This window comes from Alkalicoccus halolimnae (genome assembly GCF_008014775.2).
GTDB lineage: Bacteria > Bacillota > Bacilli > Bacillales > Salisediminibacteriaceae > Alkalicoccus > Alkalicoccus halolimnae.
In genome coordinates, this window is record NZ_CP144914.1 from 1,423,042 (window position 1) to 1,444,514 (window position 21,473).

Sequence of the window (21,473 nt, forward strand, 5' to 3'; positions counted from 1 at the left end):
GTCTTAACCTTGTACCCGGTAACCGGACTGAAGGGGGATAAGCTAACCTTCTTCGCTTTATTTTCAAGGCAGACTTTAAAAAAGAGGGCAGAAAACCAAAATCTATTCCAAAGCAGCAGAAATGGAGGAAGCTATGTTTGAAACGATTGACTCCTTGTCACAAATAATTCGAGAACCGTTTATGAATGCAGCCCGTCAGACAGAATCGATCCCGCTGCTTTTTGCTTTTTTATTAGGCATAGTAGGGGCGCTTGCTCCCTGCCAGCTGTCAGGAAATGTAAGTGCAATTACGCTCTATGGGACGAATTCTTTAAGGAAAGGCATCTCATGGAGCGAGACAATTTTTTATGTACTCGGTAAAATTACAGCCTTCAGTGGACTGGGATTGATCGTAGTTTTATTGGGACAGGAATTTCAGCGCCAGCTGCCAATCTTTTTTGAACCTTTCAGAATGCTTCTCGGCCCGCTTCTCATAGTGATCGGACTGTACATGATGGGAGTATTTACACTTCGCTTTTTAATACCACTTTGGAAGCACAAACAGAAAAAAAGGGGGAAGTGGGGAGCTTTCCTGCTTGGATTCAGTTTTTCATTAGGATTCTGTCCTACAATGTTTCTGCTCTTTTTTGTCCTTTTACTACCGGTGGCCGTAACTTCTTCTTCAGGAGCTGCGCTTCCGGCTGTATTTGCGGTTGGCACCTCGCTTCCGTTTTTATTGGTTATTTTCGTCATCTGGTATCTGGAACTTGGAGGACAAGCCGTAAAAACGGGAAGAAAGATCGGCGGAGTGGTCCAGAAGGGTGCAGGAGTGCTTATGGTCTTGTGGGGAATTCTGGATGTATTAACTTTTTGGTAGTGTATATTTTTATTTACATTACCAAAAATTTCTTATATAATCATAATGTCAGCGGTAACAACCTGAACGAATGCTCAGTCAGTTTCCGTTTGTTTTTTGAAGTTTCATGTAAGCCCTTACATAATAGAGAGGAGAAGGTATAAAATGGATTTTTCATTAACGAAAGAACAGCGCATGATACAGGAAATGGTCCGCGACTTTGCCGAAAAAGAAATTGCTCCTAAAGCAGAAGCAATCGATAAAGAGGAGAGATTCCCTGATGAAATATTTAAAAAAATGGGGGATCTTGGTTTAATGGGAATACCATTTCCTGAAGAGTATGGCGGATCGGGCGGGGATACACTTTCCTACATTCTTGCAGTTGAAGAAATCGGGAAAGCATGCGGAAGTACAGGATTGAGTTACGCAGCGGCCGTCTCATTGGGAGCTTCTCCAATTTATCATTTTGGAACAGAAGCTCAGAAGCAGGAGCACCTCGTACCTCTTGCAAGCGGCCAGAGTCTTGCTTCATTTGGGTTAACGGAACCTAATGCCGGATCCGATGCAGGAGGTACTCGTACAAAAGCAGTTAAACAGGGAGACAAATATGTAATTAACGGAGAAAAGTGCTGGATTACCAACGCTTCGTACGCAAGAACGGTTACTGTTACCGCTGTAACAGGAGAGGATGAGCGGGGACGGAAAAAAATCTCTGCATTTATTGTCCCTACCGATGCTCCGGGACTAACAATCCGGGCGGAGTATGAAAAAATGGGGGTAAAAGGCTCCAATACAACAGAGCTTATTCTGGAGGATGTTGAAGTGCCGGAAGAGAATATTCTGGGGGATCCAGAGAAAGGATTCCACCAGTTTTTGTACACGCTTGACGGGGGGAGAATTTCTATTGCTGCTCTTGCGCTCGGAATTGGGCGTGCTGCATATGAAGCGGCTCTTCATTACAGTCAGGAAAGGAAACAGTTCGGTAAAAACATAGGCAGTTTTCAGGCTATTCAATTCAAGCTCTCTGATATGGCGATGGAACTTGAACTTGCTAAAAATATGATTGTTAAAGCTGCATGGCTTAAAGACAATAACAAGCCGTTCAAAAAAGAGGCAGCCATGGCTAAATTGTTTGCATCTGAAGCGGCAACGAGAGCCTGCAATCAATCTCTGCAGATCCATGGAGGCTACGGCTACATGCGGGAATATAAAATTGAAAGATTTCTCCGCGATGCCAAATTAATGGAAATTGGGGAAGGCACTTCAGAAATCCAGCGTCTCGTCATCGCAAGAGAAATCGGCTGTCCATCGAAATAATTTTAAGGAGCTGAAAAAATGGTTAAAAAGTTACTTATTGCAAACCGTGGAGAAATAGCCTGCAGAATTATCCGTACATGTAAAAGATTAAATATTATCAGCGTAGCTGTCTATTCAGAAGCGGACGCTTCCAGCATGCACGTGAAGATGGCAGACGAAGCGGCAGCAATCGGAGGTTCCAGGGTAAAAGAAAGTTATTTGAATATAGACCACGTTCTTCAGGCAGCAAAAGATACAGGGGCAGATGCTGTGCACCCCGGCTATGGTTTGTTATCAGAAAATGCTGAATTTGCTGCGAGGGTAAAAGAGGAAGGAATTTTATTCATCGGTCCCGAAGAGCATATTATCGAAAAAATGGGGGATAAAATCGAAGCCCGTCAGCTGATGATACAAGCTGGAGTTCCCGTCGTTCCAGGAGTGGAACTGGCATCAACAGAAGAAGCACAGGTTGTAAGCGCAGCCCGGGACATTGGTTATCCCCTGATGGTTAAAGCCGCTGCCGGCGGTGGAGGAATTGGCATGCAGAAGGTGGAAAACGAAGCAGCTTTAATGAAAGCGGTATCTTCTGTCATAAAAAAAGCAGAAACTTTTTTTGGATCTGCTGCGCTTTTTCTCGAAAAGTATATTGAAGAACCCCGCCATATAGAAGCTCAGATCGCCGGAGATGTGCACGGGGAAATTCGGGCAATTGGCACACGCGACTGCTCTATCCAAAGACGTCATCAAAAAGTCGTAGAAGAAGCCCCGCCTCCGAACTTTTCCGAAGCGGGAGAGGAAGCTCTAAAGAAAGCAGCTGAAAAAGCAGCAGGAGCTCTTAACTATACGAATGTAGGAACTGTAGAATTCCTTGTAGATGAAGCGGAAAACGTATATTTCCTTGAAATGAATACAAGGCTCCAGGTGGAACATCCGGTAACGGAGGAAACAACTGGTATCGATCTGGTGGAATGGCAGATTCTGCTTGCAGAAGGAGAGCGTATCTCTGAGCTTCCTGTGACCGGGAAAGCTGAAAATTGTTCTTTGGAAGTACGTCTTTATGCAGAGGATCCAAAAACATTTTTTCCTTCTCCCGGAAAAATAACAGCCTGGTCTTTCCCGGAAGTACAGGGAGTCCGGTACGATTCCGGATTTACTTCAGGGGACACCATTACTCCTTACTATGATCCGATGATCGGAAAAGTTATTGTAAGCGGTGAAAAGAGAGAAGATGTAATTAAGAAATTAATCTACGTACTGGAAGAAGCAGAAGTAACCGGAATTAAAACAAACATTCCAATGCTGATCGAAGTATTAAAAGACGTTCGATTTCAAAATGGAGAAGTATCTACCCACTTTCTCATGCAGACATTATAAGGAGGCACTTACTATGGCATCAATCATGACAACAATGGCAGGAAACGTATGGAAAATAAATGTAAAAGTTGGAGATGAAATTTCTCCAGGGGATGAAGTAGTTATTTTAGAATCGATGAAAATGGAAATCCCAATTGAAGCAGAAACAGGAGGAACGGTTTCAGAAATTCTTGTAGAAGAAGGCAGCTTCGTAAACGAAGAGGAAGTCATAGTAAAACTTGACTAATAGGGAGGGGTTGCTGTGAGTATTCCTAAGCAGGTCATGCTTAAGGAAGTAGGGCCAAGAGATGGTCTTCAAAATGAGTCCTCTATTATTTCAACAGAAAAGAAAATAGCATGGATCGATAAACTTGTTGAAGCAGGCCTGAAGTATATCGAAGTCAGTTCATTTGTTTCACCGAAATGGATACCCGCCCTCGCTGATGCAGATGATGTTTTCCGTTATTTAAAGCGGGAGGATGATGTGACATATGCTGCACTTGTGCCTAACGAAAAGGGGCTGGAGCGGGCGCTAAGGGCCGATGTTGATGAAATAGGTATTTTCATTTCTGCAAGTGAGGCTCATAACCGAAGAAATGTGAACAAATCGATCGATGAAACTCTCTCAGTCCTGAAAGAAGTAGTATCGACGGCTAAACAGGAAGGGAAAACAGCGCGGGGCTATGTGTCAGCTGTTTTCGGCTGCCCATTTGAAGGGCATGTATCGATAGGACAGGTGGAACGTGTCAGCCACGCACTTCTCGACATGGGAATTGATGAATTGTCGCTCGGAGATACGATAGGAGTAGCCAACCCACTGCAGGTTAAGCAGGTAGTCAGACAGTTAAAAACAACTATCCCTACAGGAAAACTCGCTCTGCATCTGCATAATACACGGGGACTTGCCCAGGCAAATATTATGGCCGGTCTCGAAGAAAATATTCAGGTTTTTGACGGAGCTACGGGCGGACTCGGAGGATGCCCCTATGCTAAAGGAGCAACCGGAAATGTAGCTACAGAAGATGTTCAGTATTTAATGGAGTCTCTTGGTATCGAAACAGGTGTAAGTCTGAAAGGTCTTATTAATGCTGCAAAATATATCGAGCCTTATGTTGGAAATGAACTTCCGAGCTATCAGCTGAAACTTTCCCAAGAAGAGGGGGATGGCGCGTGATTAAAACAAATATTGCTGAAGGAACAGCTGTTTTAACGCTGGACCGTCCCGAGGCTGCAAACGCGCTTTCCAGGCAGCTGCTTGCTGAAGCGGGGACTGTGCTCCAGAACTGGCGTGAGAACAGTGAGATCAAAGCTGTCGTGATTACCGGAAGCGGCGAAAAAGTTTTCTGTGCAGGGGCAGATTTAAAAGAAAGAGCCGAAATGAAGCAGGAGGAAGTCTGGGAAGCCGTGCAGGCTATACGCAGCTTTGTAGAAACCGTTTACTCCATGCCTCAGCCTGTTATCTGCTCCTTAAATGGTTCAGCCATTGGAGGAGGGCTTGAACTTGCATTAGCCTGTGATTTTCGAATAGCTCAGGAAGGAGCAGTATTTGCTCTGGCAGAAACAGGTCTTGGAATCATTCCTGGAGCAGGTGGTACCCAGCGTCTACCAAGATTAATAGGAGAACAAAGAGCAAAAGAAATGATCCTTGCGGGCAGAAAATACGATGCCTGCGAAGCGGAAAAGGCCGGGCTGCTTTTAAAAACGGTTCCTGCGGGTCAGCTGCAAAAAGAGGCTTCTTCTCTTGCAGAAGCGGTCGCTTCCCGAGCTCCGCTTGCTAATAAATATGCTAAAGCAGCAGTGAATAAAGGCCTGCAGCTTCCATTAGAAGAAGCACTGGAAGCAGAAAGAAAAGAATACAAAAAGACGATAGCGACAGAAGACCGTTTAGAAGGACTGCAGGCATTCAAAGAAAAACGAAAGCCGGTTTTCCGGGGACTATAAAAGGCAGGTGCTGTATTATGATGAAGCTCGACAAATCGTGGGAAGAACGCGTAGAAGAAATCGAACGCGGAGGCCTCCCCAAGTATCATGAAGCTAACGCTCAGAAAGGCAAAATGTACGTAAGGGATCGACTTTCCAAACTTTTCGATGAGGGAAAATGGACAGAAGATGGTAAGTTCGCCAATGCAGAAGCGACAGGCCTCCCTGCAGACGGAGTAATTACAGCAATCGGTAAAGTGGATGGACGCACGGTCTGCGTAATGGCTAACGATTCAACAGTGAAGGCAGGCTCCTGGGGCGCGAAAACGGTGGAAAAAATCGTTCGCATTCAGGAGACAGCCGCTAAACTTAAAGCACCGATGTTTTACCTGGTGGACAGTGCAGGAGCAAGAATTACCGATCAGGTGGAGATGTTTCCGGGCCGAAGAGGTGCAGGCCGCATTTTTCACAATCAGGTGAAATTGTCCGGCATGGTTCCTCAGATCTGCCTCCTTTTTGGTCCCTCGGCGGCAGGCGGCGCCTATATTCCTTCTTTCTGTGACATTGTCATCATGGTAGAAGGAAACGCATCCATGTACTTAGGATCTCCAAGAATGGCTGAAATGGTTATTGGTGAAAAAGTGAGTCTGGAGGAAATGGGCGGGGCACGCATGCACTGTTCTGTTTCCGGATGCGGTGACGTACTCGTAAAAGATGAAACGGAAGCTCTTGCCAAAGCCCGCAGCTATTTTACTTATATGCCTGAACATTATGAGGCAGAACAGAAACGTCATGATTCCAGACCTCCTGTTGAGACAGATCTCGAAAAAATGATTCCAGATAATCAGAATATGCCGTTTGATATGCATAAATTCATCGAAGGAATTATTGATGAAGATTCTTTTTTCGAAATTAAAGCACTTTTTGCTAAAGAGCTGGTCACTGGATTTGCTCGGATGGATGGTCGTACGATTGGAATTATTGCTAATCAGCCGAAGCAGAAAGGCGGCGTGCTGTTCCATGATTCCGCCGATAAAGCAGCCCGTTTTATAACGCTGTGTGATGCTTTTGATATTCCAATTCTCTTTCTTGTAGATGTGCCTGGTTTTATGATTGGTACGAAAGTGGAGCGGGCCGGGATTATCCGTCACGGTGCGAAAATGGTGGCAGCAATGTCCTCAGCTACGGTTCCAAAAATATCAGTAATTGTTCGAAAAGCTTACGGTGCAGGTCTTTATGCAATGGGAGGCCCAGCTTTCGAACCGGACAGCTGTATCGCCCTGCCATCTGCTCAAATAGCTGTAATGGGGCCGGAAGCAGCGGTAAACGCTGTGTATGCCAATAAAATTGCTGAGCTTCCGGAATCTGAACGGCCGGCCTTTATTGCAGAAAAGCGTAAAGAATATCAGGAAAACATTGATATTTACAGGCTGGCTTCCGAGATGATTGTTGATGATGTCATACCTGCGGGAGAGCTTCGCGAAGCTCTGGTTGACCGCTATGACCTTTACGAAAATAAAGACGTGATTTTTTCTCATAGAAAGCATCCTGTATATCCAGTTTAATCGGAGGTGGAACAATGAAACAAATTTATTCTTCAGCAGATGAAATTATTGATGGTATTGAAGACGGCGCAACACTGCTCGTCGGCGGATTTGGCTTATGCGGAATTCCGGAAACAGTAATTCAGGCTCTGGTTAAAAAAGGCACAAAAAATTTAACTATCGTATCCAATAACTGTGGGGTGGATGACTGGGGTCTCGGTCTTCTCCTGGAAAAAAAGCAGATTGATAAAATTTACGCTTCCTACGTAGGGGAAAATAAAGAATTTGAACGACAGGTGATAAACGGAGAGCTTGATGTTGAGCTGGTACCTCAAGGTACTCTCGCTGAAAGGCTTCGTGCTGGAGGGGCAGGTATTCCTGCTTTCTATACTCCCGCAGGCGTGGGAACGAAAATAGCAGAAGGAAAAGAAGTGAGGGAATTTGACGGAAAAGAATACGTGCTTGAGAAGGCAATCACCGGGGACGTCAGTATTGTACGGGCTCACACCGGAGATACGTATGGAAATTTAATATATCGAAAAACTGCTCAGAATTTTAATCCGATGATAGCTGCGGCAGGAAAAATTACTATCGCAGAAGTAGAAAACCTTGAAGAGGCAGGAAGTCTGGACCCTCATCATATCCACACTCCCGGTATTTATGTAAACCGGATGATTCAGGCAGATCAGGAAAACCGTATAGAAAGAAGAACAGTTAAGGAAGCATAAAGGAGGAATAAGCATGGCAGCAGACCGAAAAGCGATGAGGGAGAAAATCGCCAGAAGAGCAGAGAAAGAGATTCAGGATGGTGATTACGTGAATCTTGGTATCGGCATGCCGACGATGGTCGCAAACCACCTCTCAGAGGATAAGCAGGTAATGCTTCAGTCTGAAAACGGTCTCCTCGGTATTGGTCCGTATCCTACCGAAGAAGAACTGGATGCCGACTTAATTAACGCCGGGAAAGAGACAGTAACAACTGCAAAAGGCGCTGCCTACTTCAGCAGTGCAGAATCTTTCGCCATGATCCGCGGAGGCCATATTGATGTAGCCATTCTCGGAGCGATGGAAGTAGCTGAAAATGGAGATCTTGCGAACTGGATGATTCCAGGCAAGATGATCAAGGGGATGGGAGGCGCTATGGACCTTGTTCACGGAGCTAAAAAAGTTATTATTATAATGGACCACGTCAGCCGTGACGGTACTCCGAAAATTGTGAAAGAGTGCAGTCTTCCTTTAACAGGGAAAAACGTCGTCAATCGGATTATTACGGACCGGGCTGTTATTGATGTAACTAATAAGGGACTTCTTCTTCAGGAAATTCTCGATGGATCCACCTTTGAGCAAATTCAGCAGGCTACCGGCCCGGAACTAATGCAGAACTAAAACTTTTTGAACCGTTTCGAATCTGCGCTATTTTCCGGGAGAAGAAGGTAAAAGAATGCCGGCATCCGGAAAGACCGGAATGGAAAGTTCCCACTTGAACCAGCAGAATCCGAAAAAAAAGAAGCCTTTTCTAAAAGGCTTCTTTTTTTTCGGATTCTGCTGAAAGAGCCAGTTTTTTTCTTTTCTGATTTGCTCCCGGGGTCGTAGACAGGCCTGGAAATAGAGAACCATTCGACATTCTGAGACGTTTGAGAAAGGTTGCTTCATCAAAAGCATTATGAATCTCTTCCGCGCGAAGCATAATTTCTGCGGCTGCCTGAGCATCTTCCAGTGCGTGATGGTGTTTAAAAGAAATGTCAAGTTCGTAAGCAATTGTAGAAAGCTTATAATTATAAAATTCAGGCCAGGTTTTTTTAGCAATCTGAACAGTACAGTTATATGAGGCTTCCGGATAAGGAAGGTCGTAGGCATCCAAAGCAGATTTAAGTACCTTCAGATCAAAACTGGCATTATGGGCAAGAATCAACCGGCCGGAAAGGAGAGGTTTTAACTGCGGCCACAGGTCAGCAAAGGTAGGAGCTGTGCGCACGTCTTCCCACGTCAGTCCGTGAACGCGCACACAGGCTGGATCGAAGTATGGAGAAGCCGGCTTAATAAGACTGTATACTTCTTCTTTTACTTCACTGTTATCCACTCTAACAAGTCCGACAGCGCAGGCGCTCCCTTTTTCACTGGAAGCTGTCTCAAAATCTATGGCAGTAAAATTCACGTACAGCACCTCCCGCAAACATATGTTTCCTGTATAATAGCAAAATTCCTGAAAAAAGAAAAGGCCGCCGGCTGTATGCCGGCGGCTGAAAAGGGGGAAACAAATTTATAGAACCAAATATAGGGGGTTAGCGGATACGCTGCTCGGTTTCCGGATCGAAAAAGTGAGATTTGTTCATATCGAATGCGAGATCAATTTTTGTCCCGCTGTCCACGTCTGTACGGGAATCTACACGGGCGATAAAGCTCTGATCACCAACCTTGGAGTAGAGGTAGGACTCCGCTCCCATAAGCTCGGCAACGTCAATTTCTGCTGTGAATTTAGTGTTCTCAGAAGCATCTAGGAAGACCGGCTCATCGTGAAGATCTTCTGGACGAATGCCAAGAATGAGATCCTTTTGATCGTAGCCTTCCAGCATTTTCATCTTACCGGCTGGAATCTGCACCGTATGCTCGTTTAATTCGAAATTATTGCCGTTTAATTTTCCATGAAGAAAGTTCATTGCCGGCGAGCCGATGAATCCGCCTACAAAGATATTGTCAGGATAATCGTAAATGTCTTTTGGTGCACCGACCTGCTGTACGATTCCATCCTTCATAACAACGATGCGTGAAGCCATTGTCATTGCTTCCGTCTGGTCGTGAGTTACATAGACAGTTGTAGTCTGCAGACGGTGGTGCAGTTTAATAATTTCTGCACGCATGGCCACACGCAGTTTGGCATCCAGGTTGGAAAGCGGCTCATCCATAAGGAACACTTTAGGGTTACGTACGATGGCACGACCAAGAGCGACACGCTGACGTTGACCACCGGACATTGCTTTCGGTTTACGGTCGAGCATTTCTGTAAGGCCTAGAATTTCGGCTGCATTACGTACGCGCTCTTCAATTTCATTTTTCGGGAATTTACGAAGCTTAAGTCCGAATGCCATGTTTTCATACACATTCATATGAGGATAAAGGGCATAGTTCTGGAAAACCATCGCAATATCGCGGTCTTTAGGAGCTACATCGTTCACGCGGTCTTCGCCTATGTAGAGGTCTCCTTTTGAAATATCTTCGAGTCCTGCTACCATCCGCAGAGTGGTCGATTTACCACAGCCGGACGGGCCGACGAAAACGATAAATTCTTTGTCCGCGATTTCGAGATTGAAATCAGTAACTGCCTGAACATCTCCGTCATAAATTTTGTAAAGGTTTTTAAAAGTTATATCTGCCATATTATGATTCCTCCTAATTTTCACTCAATTTCTGAACTGATTTCAGTGTACTTTGTAAGGGGTTACATTGCTATTGTCACGATGCACAAAAAAAAGCCGGTTTCGTTGTGCAGTATGCAAGCGATTACAAATAAGTGTTTTGAAAGAAGTTCAATATAAAAATTAACATACTGAATCTTTATCAGTTTTGAAGCTGCTCAGCCGAGGGGGGATGGCCCGCCTGCGCAGGAAGGCTTTTGCAGGAGAGCGGGATTGTTCTGCTGTGTTCATCGGGCTGCCTTCCTGACAGTACGTGTATGAGGAAACTATTTAGTCTTCTTTATACAGGGAAGGGTGTGCCAGAAGCATTAAGTAAACGGCAACAGCGTTAGGAAACTGTTTAATGTCGACAGAAGTTTTTTCAATAAATTTATCAACTCTGTACTGCATCGTATTGCGGTGCATATACATTTTTTTCGCAGCGAGTGTCGTATTCATATTTGCCTCCAGGTAGCAGAGAATAGACTCGAGCAGGACGTGATCTTCTTTAACCGGTGCTATGATCCGGCTGATATCATCGAGACTATTACGGGAAAAACGACTTAATAAATAAAAAAGACTCAATTCCTGTTCCAAAAACAGATGTTTTTTAGGGAAGGCGTTTGCCGTATCGTGAAATAGACGGCTTTCCCAATCCGTATGGTGTTTCATTTCTGCTGCATGCTGGATAAAGGAACCAATAAAAATCGTCGGTCTGGTGAAGAAATCAGCAGCAAGGGTATCGATGATTGAGGAGATCTCAACCTCAGCTTCAAACTGTTCATCAACTTCCTGGATTAGAAAACCTTCTTTTTGAGTCCTCCAAAGAAAAGTATGGCTCCCTGGAAACAGCGCCTGCATTGCTTCAGCGAACTCTTTCCGGTCTTCTATCACTTTATTGAATAAGACGTAGATGAAGCGTACAGGAAAGGTCAGCGGCCGGCTCCATTCGGTTTGTGGAATCTCTTTTTCGTTTATAAGCAGATCATATAGAAGCTGATCGGACGGGTGGTGAAGGTGAGAGTCCTCAGAAGAATGGAACAAATTTTCAATTATCTGTCGTTCCTGCTCTGTAAGCTCTTTTCCCGTTAAGTCCTTTTCTATGTCTCCGTATTTTATCGTGAGAGATTTTTCCATACTTCAGGTTTTCCTCCTGTTCTTAATGATCTTCATATACGTGATATAACATCAAATCGTGGACGGAAGTTTCGAGAAACAGGCGGTCGTCCCCGGAAAGCTGTTCAGGCTGGTGCCATTTAATAACTCCATCTTTCTGATATGTTCCCTTCACTCGTGTTTGCTTATAGTAAAAGGAAAATGTCCATCCGAACGGCGGGCTTTCTTTCCATTGAAAATGTTGAATCAAACTAATTCCTCCTTTAAAAGACTGGTTACTTTAAAAATATCTCTGTTAAAGCCTGTGGTTCTTACGCACGTTTGGTGAAAATAAACTATATCTGACAAAAAAGATAATTTCACCCTTAAAACTTCTTTTGTTTAAGCCTGGACCACCAGCTTTTAAAGTGAAGTTACCTTTTGTAATCTTAAGTCGGAAAGTCAAGTTCCCTTTATTTGCGTAAGAGCCAAGCCTGTTGTTGATATATAAGAAAACTTCGCTTCAACCCGGCAGGCTTGCCGTGGAGGAGATTTCCAGCTTCCTCAGGCTTACGCCCTGCAGGATCTTCCAATCTCCTTCTTCCACGGGCACGTTTCCGCTTCGTTTTGATTTCCCAATACATAAAGCCCGCTGGTTGAATCAAGAAGGTACTAAGGTAAAAGCCAGTGCCAAGGTGATTTTTCAAGACGCCTGCGGAAAAAGAAAGCGGGAAGATCCTCCCGACCGCAGGGAGGAAGGGATTAGCTGAGGCCGGCCCGCCCGCCCGGAAAGCGTCCGCATGGAAACGAAAGCGTCCGTTTATCGCTTATCTACATTATTTTCAAGGTAGCCTATTTTTAAAAACTCTATTCATACGTTCGTATTTAATTATGACGGCAGGGGAAGATGGCGAAAGGACACTTTCAAATTCGCCGGAGCCGGAAAAGAAGGCGTTATTATCTTATCACGAACGTTATGATGAGAAAAGCCTGCTACTGTTGGATTGAGGGGAGGAGGTAAGTTATAATAGCGATATGCTGTGCAGGGAGGTGCTTAATGGGAGACATAGGAATGCTCATCATCATAATTTTAATAGGGGCAGTTATCGGAGGCGGGACGAATGTCGTTGCTATCCGCATGCTGTTTCGTCCATATAAACCATGGTATATCGGCAAAATGAAACTGCCCTTTACTCCGGGGCTGATTCCGAAAAGACGTGGAGAAATTGCGGATAACCTGGGAAAGTTAGTAGAAGAACATCTCGTAACTCCGGAAGGCATGAAGGAAAAGCTCTCGGAAGGACCGTTGTTTGAAGATATTGAAAACAGGCTGAAGCTTGGAGTGAAAGATCTTTTAGCAGATGACAGAACACTTGATGAATGGATGGAGCATCATCTCGGCAGAAAAGACCAGCTTCATACGATAAGGACAAACGTGGAAAAAGGGTTTACGGCAAAGCTGACCGAACTTTTTGAAGAATATAAACATCGTCCTTTCGAAGAATGGGTGCCGGAAGGGTGGAGCGAAGCGGCAGAAAAGCAGATACCGAAACTTGTTGATCAAATAACTGCTAAAGGTTCGGAGTATGTTGCTTCAGAAGAAGGAAAAAAACAGATCGATTTCATGCTGTCGGAGTACCTTCAGTCAAAAGGTAATGTTTCCTCTTTTTTAGGAAAACTTTCCCACCGGTTTTCCGCTGCGGAAATGATATCAAGGGAACTGGTCCGCTTTCTTCATGATGATAACACTACAAGACTTTTGGAAAATCTTCTTTATAAAGAATGGCAGGAAATTCTTAAAACCTCTCCTGACGAGTACATTTCAGAAGAAAAACTTAACGAGCAGATAGAAAAATTAACGTTGACTGTTATTGGGCGAACTCCGGTTGTGGGGGAATGGAACCTGCCGCTTTCTGCATGGAGCGGCAAATACGAAGAATTTTTAAATAAAACCGTTGTTCCTTCTGTAATGGGATCTGCTTTAATGATTTTATCGAAATATATGAAAACGATTATGCGCCAAATTGGAATCCGTGATCTCGTGTCCAGAGAAGTCAATACGTTTCCTCTTGCCAGGCTGGAAGAGATGCTGATCATTATTGCAAAACGGGAATTAAAAATGATAGCTTTTCTTGGCGCCGCTATCGGAGCGCTGGTAGGATTAATTCAGGGTGTAATTTTACTTTTCATATGGTAATGGGATGCAATCGTTCTTCATTTGTGTTACAGTCGAACGGAACTGCTAAAAAGCGCCTCTATTGAGAGCGTGGAAAGAAAATCAAGGAGGATTTATTCATGGCCAACCCATTCGATAAGGCACAGGAACTAGCACAGGAACTTCAGGAAAGTGAAGAATTCACTAACCTTAAACAGCTTCACGAAGAAGTGAACAATGACGAAGTAGCAAAAAAAATGCTTGATAATTTCCGTCAGCTGCAGATGGAGCTTCAACAGAAGCAGATGCAGGGCGAACAGATTTCTGAGGAAGAAGTACAACAGGCTCAGAAACAATTTGAAGTTGTTCAGCAGCACGAGCAGATCATGAAGCTTATGGAAGAAGAGCAGAAGATGAGCCAGCTTGTAAGCGAAATTAATAAAATTATCACTGAGCCGCTAGAAGCACTTTACGGTGTGGAAGAGAACCAGGAAGGCTGATAAATTTTAAAAGTCCCGGAGGGAAAACCTTCCGGGACTTTTTTTCGTGATTTTAGCGAACACGTTTTCGTGGTAAACTTATAAAACAGGCGTGGTTAAAAGCTGATATGTTTTAAAGTTTCTACCTGATGACAGGGAACGGAGTTTTTATTGAGCCGGTCATTTGAGGAGCTTTCAGAGCAGTAAAAATGGAGAGGTGTTTTAATTTGACTAGAGAAGAATGGAAAGAAAAAGTGGAAAGAGCCGTGGAGACTCACCATGATGGTTCTCCGGATGTATTTTTATATTCCCTGTTCGACTTTTCATTTGACTATGACGTCGAAGCAGAGGAGGTACGTCTGCAGGCTCCTGTATCAGAACTTATGTATAATCCAGTAGGGTTCATACATGGAGGGGTCATTACATATATTGCAGATACGTGTATGGGTCACCTGTGCGCTGCTTTTAATGAACGTCCTTCGGTATCGCTGGAATTAAAAACCCAGTTTCTGCGTACAGCTAAAAGCGGCAGCCTGCACGCACGTGCTTATTTTCTAAAAAAAGGAAAAGGAGTCCAGTACGTAGAATGTACTATTGAAAATGACAAAGGTGAATTACTCAGTAAAATTAGCGGAACATTTTATACACTTCAGGAAGGAAGCTGAGCAGCTTCTTTTTAAGGGTGGAAATGTAAAAGTCCACCGGAGGATTTTACAAGCCTGCTCGGAACCTCTTTCAGTTCTGCTTCTTCAAGTTTTTGGAGTGCTGTTTTTTTGGCTTCTTCATCAGAAGCAGCTTGAAGAGATTCATTGAGCAGGTGTTCACCGGCTTTACTGTATGCTGTTAAATAGTAAGTGTTCATGTATTATTCCTCCTTTTTTATTCATAATACCACATAATGAATGTCCATTCATTTAAATATCTTAAATTTCAGGAGGTCCAATTTGGTAAAATTTATTCACTGTGCAGATTTACATCTGGATCGGCCTTTCCAGATACCTTCAGGAACTTCACCCGCAGATTCCCGGCTGTTCCGTGAGGCAGCCTACGACTCTTTTGAAAAAATATGTTCTAAAGCCGTTTCTGAAAATGTTGATTTTCTCGTCATAAGCGGAGATCTTTATCACCATGAAGAGCGTTCCATTCATGCGCAGTGGTTTGTGAAGACTCAGATGGAACGGCTGAATGAAGCGGGTATTTCTGTTTACATTATTCATGGAAACCATGATCCTCTGCTTGTAAACAACGGCAGAGTAACAATGCCGGGAAACGTGTTTGTCTTTGGTACGTCAGGTGAAAAATATCTTCATGAAAAAGAGGGAGAAAGCGTCTATCTTTACGGTTTCAGCTACCCGGAAAAAGCTTTTACCGCTTCTCCACTGGACATGTATGAAAAAGCTTCCGGAGGAGATTTTCATATCGCTCTCCTTCATGGTCAGGAAGGTTCCGGAGGAGATCATGAACCATATGCACCCTTTCAGCTTCAGTCTCTGAAAAATGTGGGAATGGATTACTGGGCGCTTGGTCATATTCATGAACGAAATGAACTTTCCATTGACCCACCAGTCGTATATCCGGGTAATATTCAGGGGGCACACAGAAAAGAAGAAGGCGAAAAAGGAGCTTATCTCGTTACAATACTCAAAGATAAGACAACGGATATCACTTTTTTTCCTGCAAGCCGGATTATTTGGAAGAAAATAAATATTTCTATTGAGCAGGCCGAAACAATGGATGATCTGGTGAAAGTAACAGCAGCTCTTTTACCTGATGAGGATGAAAAAGTGTTTCTCTGTACATTGACGTTTGAGGGGCGGGGGGATCTTCATAATTACTTGCATGAAAATCGTGAAGAACTGCTGCAGATATTTAAATCGGAGTTCGAGCGGAAGGATCTTTTTATAGATACGTGCAAATACCGTACGTCGCCACCTTTTCAAAAAATCGAATCAGAACTGACTGCTGACATCCAAAGCAGGGCACAAATGCTTAAAAAGGAAAATGAGTCAATAATAGAGCGCAGCAGGCAGCTGTTCAATCACACCTTGATAAGAAGACATGCTGACCATTTTACTGAGGAAGACTGGCTGGAAATTATTGAAACAGCTGAATCAGAACTGCTTGCGGCTGTGCTGGAGGAAGAGTAATGAAACTGGAACATATACGTATTGATTCGTTTGGGAAATGGCAGAACTGTTCCTGGGAAATGGATGGCTCCCTGCTGTTTTTTGGTCATAATGAAACCGGTAAATCGACTATCATGCAGTTTATCGAAAGCGTTCTTTTTGGGTTCAAAACGATCAACAAAGGTGCAGGTGGAGCTCTTACCTTTACCGATGCGCGTGGCAGGTGGCATTTGGAGAGGTTTCAGGGAAGGATCAAAGCCGGAGATGTCAAAGTGGCTTTAAACGGTGAGTCTTCGGATCTTAAGACATTTCTGCAGGGAATAGATACAGCAGCTTTTCGTTACATGTACCGTATTGATCTGGAACATCTGCGGTTAATGCAGGAGAGCGATCCGGAAGAAGTCAACCGGCGTCTGTTCGATACTTCTCTTACGGGGATCACTTCCTTATTTAAACATCAGGAAAAAGTACAGAAGCGTGCTCAGGACCTTTATAAACCGCGAGGCAGGAAGACAGAGATCAACCGCCTTGTAAAAGACATAGATGGCACCTCGGATCAGCTGCGGGAGTGGAACAAAAAGCTTGATCAGTATGGAATAATTCAAGAAAGAATTAAAGACTTTGAAGAACAAATTAATTCTGTAAAGGCACGGGAGGCTGAAACTGCGGAGCAGCTTAAGGAGGAAGAATCAAAAGAACTGCTGCGCCCTCTTTTAGCTGAATGGCAGGAGCTGAAAGAGGCAGAAGAAAGAACCCCTCGGCTTCCTGTTTATGCAGAAAGAGAATTTACCTCCCTTCAGGAGAAGCTTCAGAAGATCAAAGAAGAGGAAGCGGTGCTTCGGGCGAAAATACAAAATGCACCAGAGAAAAAACTTACAGAAGAAGAACAAATGAAACTGCAGAATATTTTGGATGATTTTTCCAAGTTGGAACTGTATGAAAAACAGAAGGAGGAAGCGGATAAAAAAATACAGGAACTCCGTGAAGACCAAAAGGAGCTGCAGGCTGGACTGCCTGAGGATATTATTCTTGAAAACACAGGTTTTTCCCAGCCGGTTATACAGCGTCTGGAAGATTTAAAAGAACAGGATCGAATGCTGAGAATCCAGGAAAATCAGGAGCTTTATTCTCAGCAGGAGAAAAAGCAGGATAAACCGGAGCCAGTTCTTACTTTTCCCCGCAAAAAAATGGTTTTGGCAGCCTTGCTGCTGGCAGCTCTCGCAGCTGGAATTATTGGAGAGTGGATTTCGGTGTTTGTACTGGCAGCACTCGGCACTTTGTTATTTTTTAGTGCAAAAGAGCCGGTTGCAAAAGCTGAAAATGAAGACAGAGGAAATGATCCTAAGTTCAGGCTGAAAAAAATTCGTGAAAATCTTCAATTGGAAATAGATCAGTGGTGTGAAGATGCCGGGCTTCCTTATGGGCTCGATCTTCATACTTATACTTATGCTGTGGACTGTGCAGCGAGCTGGATGAACGTGCAAAAACAGTACAGCAGACAAAATGAAATTTCTGCTGAAGCAAAGCGGTGGATGAATCATCTCGCAGCTTCTGCTGCTGAATGGACGAACCTGACGCAATCGGAGCCTCCCCGGAGTCATTTAAAAATGCTGAAGGAGGTATGGGAAGATCACAAAAGAAATATAAAACAAAGAGAACAGCATAAACATGAACAATCGCTCGTACAAGAACGCTTAAACGAAGTTTCTGCCGAAAGAACACAGTTGGAACAGGAGAAATATTCCTGGATTAAATTGACGGATGAAGAGGAAGAATTTGCTTTTATTCAGATGATTGAACAGGAGAATCTGCTCCGGGAACGTAAAATGCAAGCCCAGGAATGCCGCAGGAAGATGAATGCCGTAGTTCCTTCCGAATCAAAGAGAAAAAAACTTCTGCAAGAATTAGAAGCAGGGCCCCTTACGCCGCTCAAAGAGATCGAAGATCATGCTGCTCATCTTCGTGAAGAAAGAGAAAAGCTTATCATTCAAAAATCGGAAAACGAAAACGAACTGCGAACAATGGAACAGGAAGGAACTTTTTCCGAGCTGCACCAGAGGTATGAAAATGAAAAAGCTGAATTGAAAGACCTGATGAAAAAATGGGCTGTTTATGAAGCAGAAGATGAGATAATTGAACAGATTAGGAAAATTTACGAAAAAGAAAAGCAGCCGCATGTTTTAAGGAAAACAGAAGAAAGATTTTTGCGGATGACAGATTATGCCTATGAGAAAGTTGGAATTTCCGTAGAAGCAAAAAAGTTTATTCTTGAAAGGAAGGACGGAGCTTTATTTGGAGTGGAAGAGCTGAGCACCGGAACACGGGAGCTTCTTTACGTCGCTCTCCGGCTGGCACTGATAGAAGAACAGAAAGCCATGCCGGTATTTGTCGATGAAGCTTTGGTGAATATGGACTATCCACGCAGAATTAACCTGTGGAGGGAGTTACAAATAGTCAGCCGTAAGCACCAGATTATTTTCTTTACATGTCATGAGCATATAAGAAAAGAGTGGGAACAGTATATGCAGCTGGAGAAAGCGGAACTTAGATAAACCGTGTATTCACAAATATCGTGTAAAATTCTCATAGTATTTTCATTCTTTCGACGCATGTATTAAAATAGAGACAAATCACATTCGCAGAAATATGGAAGTGAGGAGAGATTATAGATGAGTCAGTTTGTTGTAAATCTGGTAGAAGATGAAGAAAATCTGGGAAAAGTTATAAAAGCTTATATGGAAAAAGAAGGATGGGAAGTGAATCTCTTTACGGATGGTAAGGAAGCCTCTGAACATATTCCTAATCAGCCGCACTTATGGATTCTCGATATTATGCTTCCTGGAATGGATGGTTATCAGCTTCTCAAATCCATTAAGGCTCAGGGAGATACTCCGGTTATTTTTATTTCAGCAAGAGATAAAGACCTTGACCGGGTTCTGGGACTGGAACTTGGGAGCGACGATTATCTCGCTAAACCGTTTCTACCTGAAGAATTGGTTATTAGAGCAAAGAAAATGCTTACCCGCGTTTATCCTCCTGAGAATCAACAGAAGGATGAGATTGGTCTTAATGGCTACAAAATAGATCCAACTTCCCGCACCGTCCATGACGGAGATGAGCATATAGAACTAACCACGAAAGAGATGGACCTGGTTATTCTGCTTACTTCCCACATTGGTGATGCGTTATCCAGGGAAACGATAATAGAATATGTATGGGGAACAGACTATTTTGGTTCTGAACGGGCTGTTGATGATGTGGTCAGACGGGTTCGTAAAAAACTTCCGCGGATTCATCTGGAAACCCTTTACGGGTATGGATACCGGGTTCTGTCGTCATGATCCGTCTGAACCTGACGCAGAGGATTTGGTTTTCATTCATTTCTATTCTGCTGCTGGTCGCTCTACTGATTGGAGTAATCTATCCAATTTCTTTAAAAGGGGCACTCACGGAAGAAACGTACCGCATAATTGAACAGGAACAAATGCGTCTGTCCGACCCACAGGGAGATTATCTCGTCCCCCCGCAGTCGGAACTTGATTTTATTGAACGGAGGGAAGCGGAGCGCTCCGTCTTCCATTTCTTTCTCATGAATCAGCTGGCTACGATAGAAGGAGATCCTGTGCCGAATGAAGTCCTGCAGGAGATGGGAGAGCGCGCGCAGGATCAGATGACACGCCGCGGCAGATATGAACTTACTTACAATGGCGCTACGTTATTTTATGTTGTATATAAAGTTTATACTACGAGCGGGGAAGCGTATCACGTTTCCTATATGTGGGATACTTACCGGGACCAGATGGTCGACAGGCTTTGGGGCAGGCTCAGCTATATTATGTTATTCGCAGGTCTCATGAGTCTTGTACCAGCGTTTTGGCTGAAACATTACTTAAGACAGCCTCTGATCAGTTTGGGCAATCATTTTGAACAAATAGCTGACAGAAATTGGAAAGAACCTTTTTACTGGCATGGGGATGAAGACTTCGAGAAACTTTCCAACCAGTTTGAAAAAATGAGACAAAATCTCATTCGCTACGACTCTGCTCAAAAAACCTTTATGCAGCATGCTTCACATGAATTGAAAACGCCGATTATGATAGTGAAAAGCTATGCGCAGGCAGTAAAAGACGGCATTACTCCGAAAGAGGAAATCGATGAAACGATGAATGTTATCATTGAAGAATCGAATCGGATGGAGAAACGTGTAAAAGATATGCTCTATTACACGAAGCTTGATACGCTCAAAGAAGCTCCCATGGAAATCAGTGATTTCCCATTCGGATCAATCGCTTACGCGGTGGAACAAAGATTCCGGGTCACAAGGGATGACGTGAAAATTATCATTGAAGGAGACCAGACTATCATCCAGGGTGACAAGGATCAGTTTCGGGTTCTTCTTGAGAATCTTGTGGAAAATGCTTTGAGGTACGCAGTTGATACGATCATCCTTTCCGCAGAAGAAGATGATAAAAGTGTCTATATCCATGTTTGGAATAACGGAGAAAATATCCCTCCTGATGAGGTAGATCATTTATTTACTCCGTTTAGAAAAGGAAACAAGGGGCAGTTTGGCCTTGGACTTGCTATTGTAAAAAGAATTTGTGAACTGCACTATGGATCCCCTTCCGTTAAAAATGAAGAGGACGGCGTAACGTTTACAATGAACTTGCCAAAAAATCAAAAATACGATGCTGCGTCTGCTCAGAAAGAGGATACCTGAAAATAATTCAGGTATCCTCTTATTTTTGTTTATTTACAGACAGGAAAATCAACTTCATAGGTCGCTGTAATAAAAAGGACTTCTGAACATCGTGATGGATTTCTATTTAAGACGGACGCTTTCCGAAGGGGCTCGTCTTCAACTAATTTTTCCAGCGTTGTACTCTGGAAGAATGGATTTTAAGAGTTCGCTTCATCCCGCCGGAGCCGTGTCAGCCGTTCCAATCATCCGATTTTATAATGGAAACGAAAGCTCCCAATCATCGCTTCTATACTTTATTTTCAAAGCAGCCTGCTTAAAAATGGAATTTGTCCTCCTGCTTTTTGATTATAGTCTGAAGATCCACTCGAAAATTCGGAAGTTCACACTGGAAATGTCAAAGGACTACTGGTTGAATTCAGATATAGTAATAAATAGTGTATTCACTATTTTCACGGGAGAATCAGAAAGCATTCAAATCAATAAGCAATTTTTAAAGAAGCTTTTAAAAACAGACTTTCCTTTACCCGCTTTTGTCGCAGGAAGCTTAATACACCGGAGAAAGGTGTAGATCGATCG

The 21,473-nt window shown here is 43.6% G+C and carries 21 protein-coding genes; 16 read left to right on the forward strand and 5 right to left on the reverse strand.

Annotated elements, in window-relative coordinates; translation table 11 throughout:
• The first annotated feature begins 133 nt into the window (after window positions 1-133).
• The 9 genes from FTX54_RS06355 to FTX54_RS06395 all read left to right on the forward strand — a co-directional run bounded on the left by FTX54_RS06355 (window position 134) and on the right by FTX54_RS06395 (window position 8,334).
• A complete protein-coding gene (locus tag FTX54_RS06355; RefSeq protein WP_147803060.1) occupies window positions 134-856 on the forward strand; it encodes a sulfite exporter TauE/SafE family protein in 723 nt (240 codons plus the stop codon).
• Window positions 857-1,000: 144 nt separating this feature from the next.
• On the forward strand, window positions 1,001-2,152 hold the full coding sequence (locus FTX54_RS06360) for an acyl-CoA dehydrogenase family protein (protein ID WP_147803059.1): 1,152 nt from the start codon (window positions 1,001-1,003) through the stop codon (window positions 2,150-2,152).
• A gap of 18 nt (window positions 2,153-2,170) precedes the next feature.
• Window positions 2,171-3,505, forward strand: coding sequence for an acetyl-CoA carboxylase biotin carboxylase subunit (locus FTX54_RS06365; RefSeq protein WP_147803058.1), 1,335 nt, complete (start codon window positions 2,171-2,173; stop codon window positions 3,503-3,505).
• Window positions 3,506-3,518: 13 nt separating this feature from the next.
• Window positions 3,519-3,731, forward strand: a complete 213-nt coding sequence (locus FTX54_RS06370; RefSeq protein ID WP_147803057.1) for an acetyl-CoA carboxylase biotin carboxyl carrier protein subunit — start codon at window positions 3,519-3,521, stop codon at window positions 3,729-3,731.
• Between the two features lie 15 nt (window positions 3,732-3,746).
• The gene (locus FTX54_RS06375; protein ID WP_147803056.1) at window positions 3,747-4,658 is read left to right on the forward strand and encodes a hydroxymethylglutaryl-CoA lyase; all 912 of its coding nucleotides are present in this window, start codon (window positions 3,747-3,749) and stop codon (window positions 4,656-4,658) included.
• Window positions 4,655-5,425, forward strand: coding sequence for an enoyl-CoA hydratase-related protein (locus FTX54_RS06380; RefSeq protein WP_147803055.1), 771 nt, complete (start codon window positions 4,655-4,657; stop codon window positions 5,423-5,425). Before FTX54_RS06375 ends, FTX54_RS06380 begins: the two co-directional genes overlap by 4 nt.
• A gap of 20 nt (window positions 5,426-5,445) precedes the next feature.
• Window positions 5,446-6,969: an acyl-CoA carboxylase subunit beta gene (locus FTX54_RS06385; protein WP_147803144.1), complete on the forward strand. Its 1,524-nt coding sequence runs from the start codon at window positions 5,446-5,448 to the stop codon at window positions 6,967-6,969.
• Window positions 6,970-6,983: 14 nt separating this feature from the next.
• Window positions 6,984-7,676, forward strand: a complete 693-nt coding sequence (locus FTX54_RS06390) for a CoA transferase subunit A (protein ID WP_147803054.1) — start codon at window positions 6,984-6,986, stop codon at window positions 7,674-7,676.
• Between the two features lie 13 nt (window positions 7,677-7,689).
• The gene (locus FTX54_RS06395) at window positions 7,690-8,334 is read left to right on the forward strand and encodes a CoA transferase subunit B (RefSeq protein WP_147803053.1); all 645 of its coding nucleotides are present in this window, start codon (window positions 7,690-7,692) and stop codon (window positions 8,332-8,334) included.
• A 130-nt stretch (window positions 8,335-8,464) separates the two neighbouring features.
• On the opposite strand, the gene FTX54_RS06400 is transcribed toward FTX54_RS06395, so the two are convergent.
• From FTX54_RS06400 to FTX54_RS06415, 4 genes are all read right to left on the reverse strand, one after another.
• The gene (locus tag FTX54_RS06400) at window positions 8,465-9,103 is read right to left on the reverse strand and encodes a 3'-5' exonuclease (RefSeq protein ID WP_187254481.1); all 639 of its coding nucleotides are present in this window, start codon (window positions 9,101-9,103) and stop codon (window positions 8,465-8,467) included.
• 127 nt (window positions 9,104-9,230) lie between these two features.
• A complete protein-coding gene (locus FTX54_RS06405; RefSeq protein ID WP_147803051.1) occupies window positions 9,231-10,322 on the reverse strand; it encodes an ABC transporter ATP-binding protein in 1,092 nt (363 codons plus the stop codon).
• A 309-nt stretch (window positions 10,323-10,631) separates the two neighbouring features.
• Window positions 10,632-11,477 (reverse strand): PucR family transcriptional regulator, encoded by an 846-nt coding sequence (locus tag FTX54_RS06410; RefSeq protein WP_147803050.1) that lies wholly within the window; start codon window positions 11,475-11,477, stop codon window positions 10,632-10,634.
• 22 nt (window positions 11,478-11,499) lie between these two features.
• Window positions 11,500-11,706: a DUF5342 family protein gene (locus FTX54_RS06415; protein WP_147803049.1), complete on the reverse strand. Its 207-nt coding sequence runs from the start codon at window positions 11,704-11,706 to the stop codon at window positions 11,500-11,502.
• 786 nt (window positions 11,707-12,492) lie between these two features.
• Between FTX54_RS06415 and FTX54_RS06420 the strand changes: the two genes are divergently transcribed.
• The 3 genes from FTX54_RS06420 to FTX54_RS06430 all read left to right on the forward strand — a co-directional run bounded on the left by FTX54_RS06420 (window position 12,493) and on the right by FTX54_RS06430 (window position 14,734).
• Window positions 12,493-13,632, forward strand: coding sequence for a DUF445 domain-containing protein (locus tag FTX54_RS06420; protein ID WP_147803048.1), 1,140 nt, complete (start codon window positions 12,493-12,495; stop codon window positions 13,630-13,632).
• Between the two features lie 98 nt (window positions 13,633-13,730).
• On the forward strand, window positions 13,731-14,090 hold the full coding sequence (locus FTX54_RS06425; protein ID WP_147803047.1) for a YlbF family regulator: 360 nt from the start codon (window positions 13,731-13,733) through the stop codon (window positions 14,088-14,090).
• A 206-nt stretch (window positions 14,091-14,296) separates the two neighbouring features.
• Entirely contained in the window at window positions 14,297-14,734 is a 438-nt protein-coding gene (locus tag FTX54_RS06430) for a PaaI family thioesterase (RefSeq protein WP_147803143.1), read from the forward strand.
• 11 nt (window positions 14,735-14,745) lie between these two features.
• On the opposite strand, the gene FTX54_RS06435 is transcribed toward FTX54_RS06430, so the two are convergent.
• Complete coding sequence (locus FTX54_RS06435) at window positions 14,746-14,931, reverse strand: YhzD family protein (RefSeq protein ID WP_147803046.1); 186 nt, start codon at window positions 14,929-14,931, stop codon at window positions 14,746-14,748.
• A gap of 82 nt (window positions 14,932-15,013) precedes the next feature.
• On the opposite strand from FTX54_RS06435, the gene FTX54_RS06440 reads away from it, so the two are divergent.
• From FTX54_RS06440 to FTX54_RS06455, 4 genes are all read left to right on the forward strand, one after another.
• Window positions 15,014-16,216: a metallophosphoesterase family protein gene (locus FTX54_RS06440; protein WP_187254480.1), complete on the forward strand. Its 1,203-nt coding sequence runs from the start codon at window positions 15,014-15,016 to the stop codon at window positions 16,214-16,216.
• Entirely contained in the window at window positions 16,216-18,747 is a 2,532-nt protein-coding gene (locus tag FTX54_RS06445) for an ATP-binding protein (protein WP_147803044.1), read from the forward strand. The genes FTX54_RS06440 and FTX54_RS06445 overlap by 1 nt, the downstream gene beginning before the upstream one ends.
• Window positions 18,748-18,864: 117 nt before the next feature.
• Window positions 18,865-19,536 (forward strand): response regulator transcription factor, encoded by a 672-nt coding sequence (locus FTX54_RS06450; protein ID WP_147803043.1) that lies wholly within the window; start codon window positions 18,865-18,867, stop codon window positions 19,534-19,536.
• Window positions 19,533-20,915: a sensor histidine kinase gene (locus FTX54_RS06455; protein WP_147803042.1), complete on the forward strand. Its 1,383-nt coding sequence runs from the start codon at window positions 19,533-19,535 to the stop codon at window positions 20,913-20,915. The genes FTX54_RS06450 and FTX54_RS06455 overlap by 4 nt, the downstream gene beginning before the upstream one ends.
• The last annotated feature ends 558 nt before the right edge of the window (window positions 20,916-21,473 follow it).

Bases quoted from the DNA above. Each gene is read 5' to 3' on its own strand.
- FTX54_RS06355 (WP_147803060.1), top strand. From the start codon at position 134: ATGTTTGAAACGATTGACTCCTTGTCACAAATAATTCGAGAACCGTTT.
- FTX54_RS06360 (WP_147803059.1), top strand. From the start codon at position 1,001: ATGGATTTTTCATTAACGAAAGAACAGCGCATGATACAGGAAATGGTC.
- FTX54_RS06365 (WP_147803058.1), top strand. From the start codon at position 2,171: ATGGTTAAAAAGTTACTTATTGCAAACCGTGGAGAAATAGCCTGCAGA.
- FTX54_RS06370 (WP_147803057.1), top strand. From the start codon at position 3,519: ATGGCATCAATCATGACAACAATGGCAGGAAACGTATGGAAAATAAAT.
- FTX54_RS06385 (WP_147803144.1), top strand. From the start codon at position 5,446: ATGAAGCTCGACAAATCGTGGGAAGAACGCGTAGAAGAAATCGAACGC.
- FTX54_RS06390 (WP_147803054.1), top strand. From the start codon at position 6,984: ATGAAACAAATTTATTCTTCAGCAGATGAAATTATTGATGGTATTGAA.
- FTX54_RS06395 (WP_147803053.1), top strand. From the start codon at position 7,690: ATGGCAGCAGACCGAAAAGCGATGAGGGAGAAAATCGCCAGAAGAGCA.
- FTX54_RS06405 (WP_147803051.1), bottom strand. From the start codon at position 10,322: ATGGCAGATATAACTTTTAAAAACCTTTACAAAATTTATGACGGAGAT.
- FTX54_RS06410 (WP_147803050.1), bottom strand. From the start codon at position 11,477: ATGGAAAAATCTCTCACGATAAAATACGGAGACATAGAAAAGGACTTA.
- FTX54_RS06420 (WP_147803048.1), top strand. From the start codon at position 12,493: ATGGGAGACATAGGAATGCTCATCATCATAATTTTAATAGGGGCAGTT.
- FTX54_RS06425 (WP_147803047.1), top strand. From the start codon at position 13,731: ATGGCCAACCCATTCGATAAGGCACAGGAACTAGCACAGGAACTTCAG.
- FTX54_RS06435 (WP_147803046.1), bottom strand. From the start codon at position 14,931: ATGAACACTTACTATTTAACAGCATACAGTAAAGCCGGTGAACACCTG.
- FTX54_RS06445 (WP_147803044.1), top strand. From the start codon at position 16,216: ATGAAACTGGAACATATACGTATTGATTCGTTTGGGAAATGGCAGAAC.
- FTX54_RS06450 (WP_147803043.1), top strand. From the start codon at position 18,865: ATGAGTCAGTTTGTTGTAAATCTGGTAGAAGATGAAGAAAATCTGGGA.
- FTX54_RS06455 (WP_147803042.1), top strand. From the start codon at position 19,533: ATGATCCGTCTGAACCTGACGCAGAGGATTTGGTTTTCATTCATTTCT.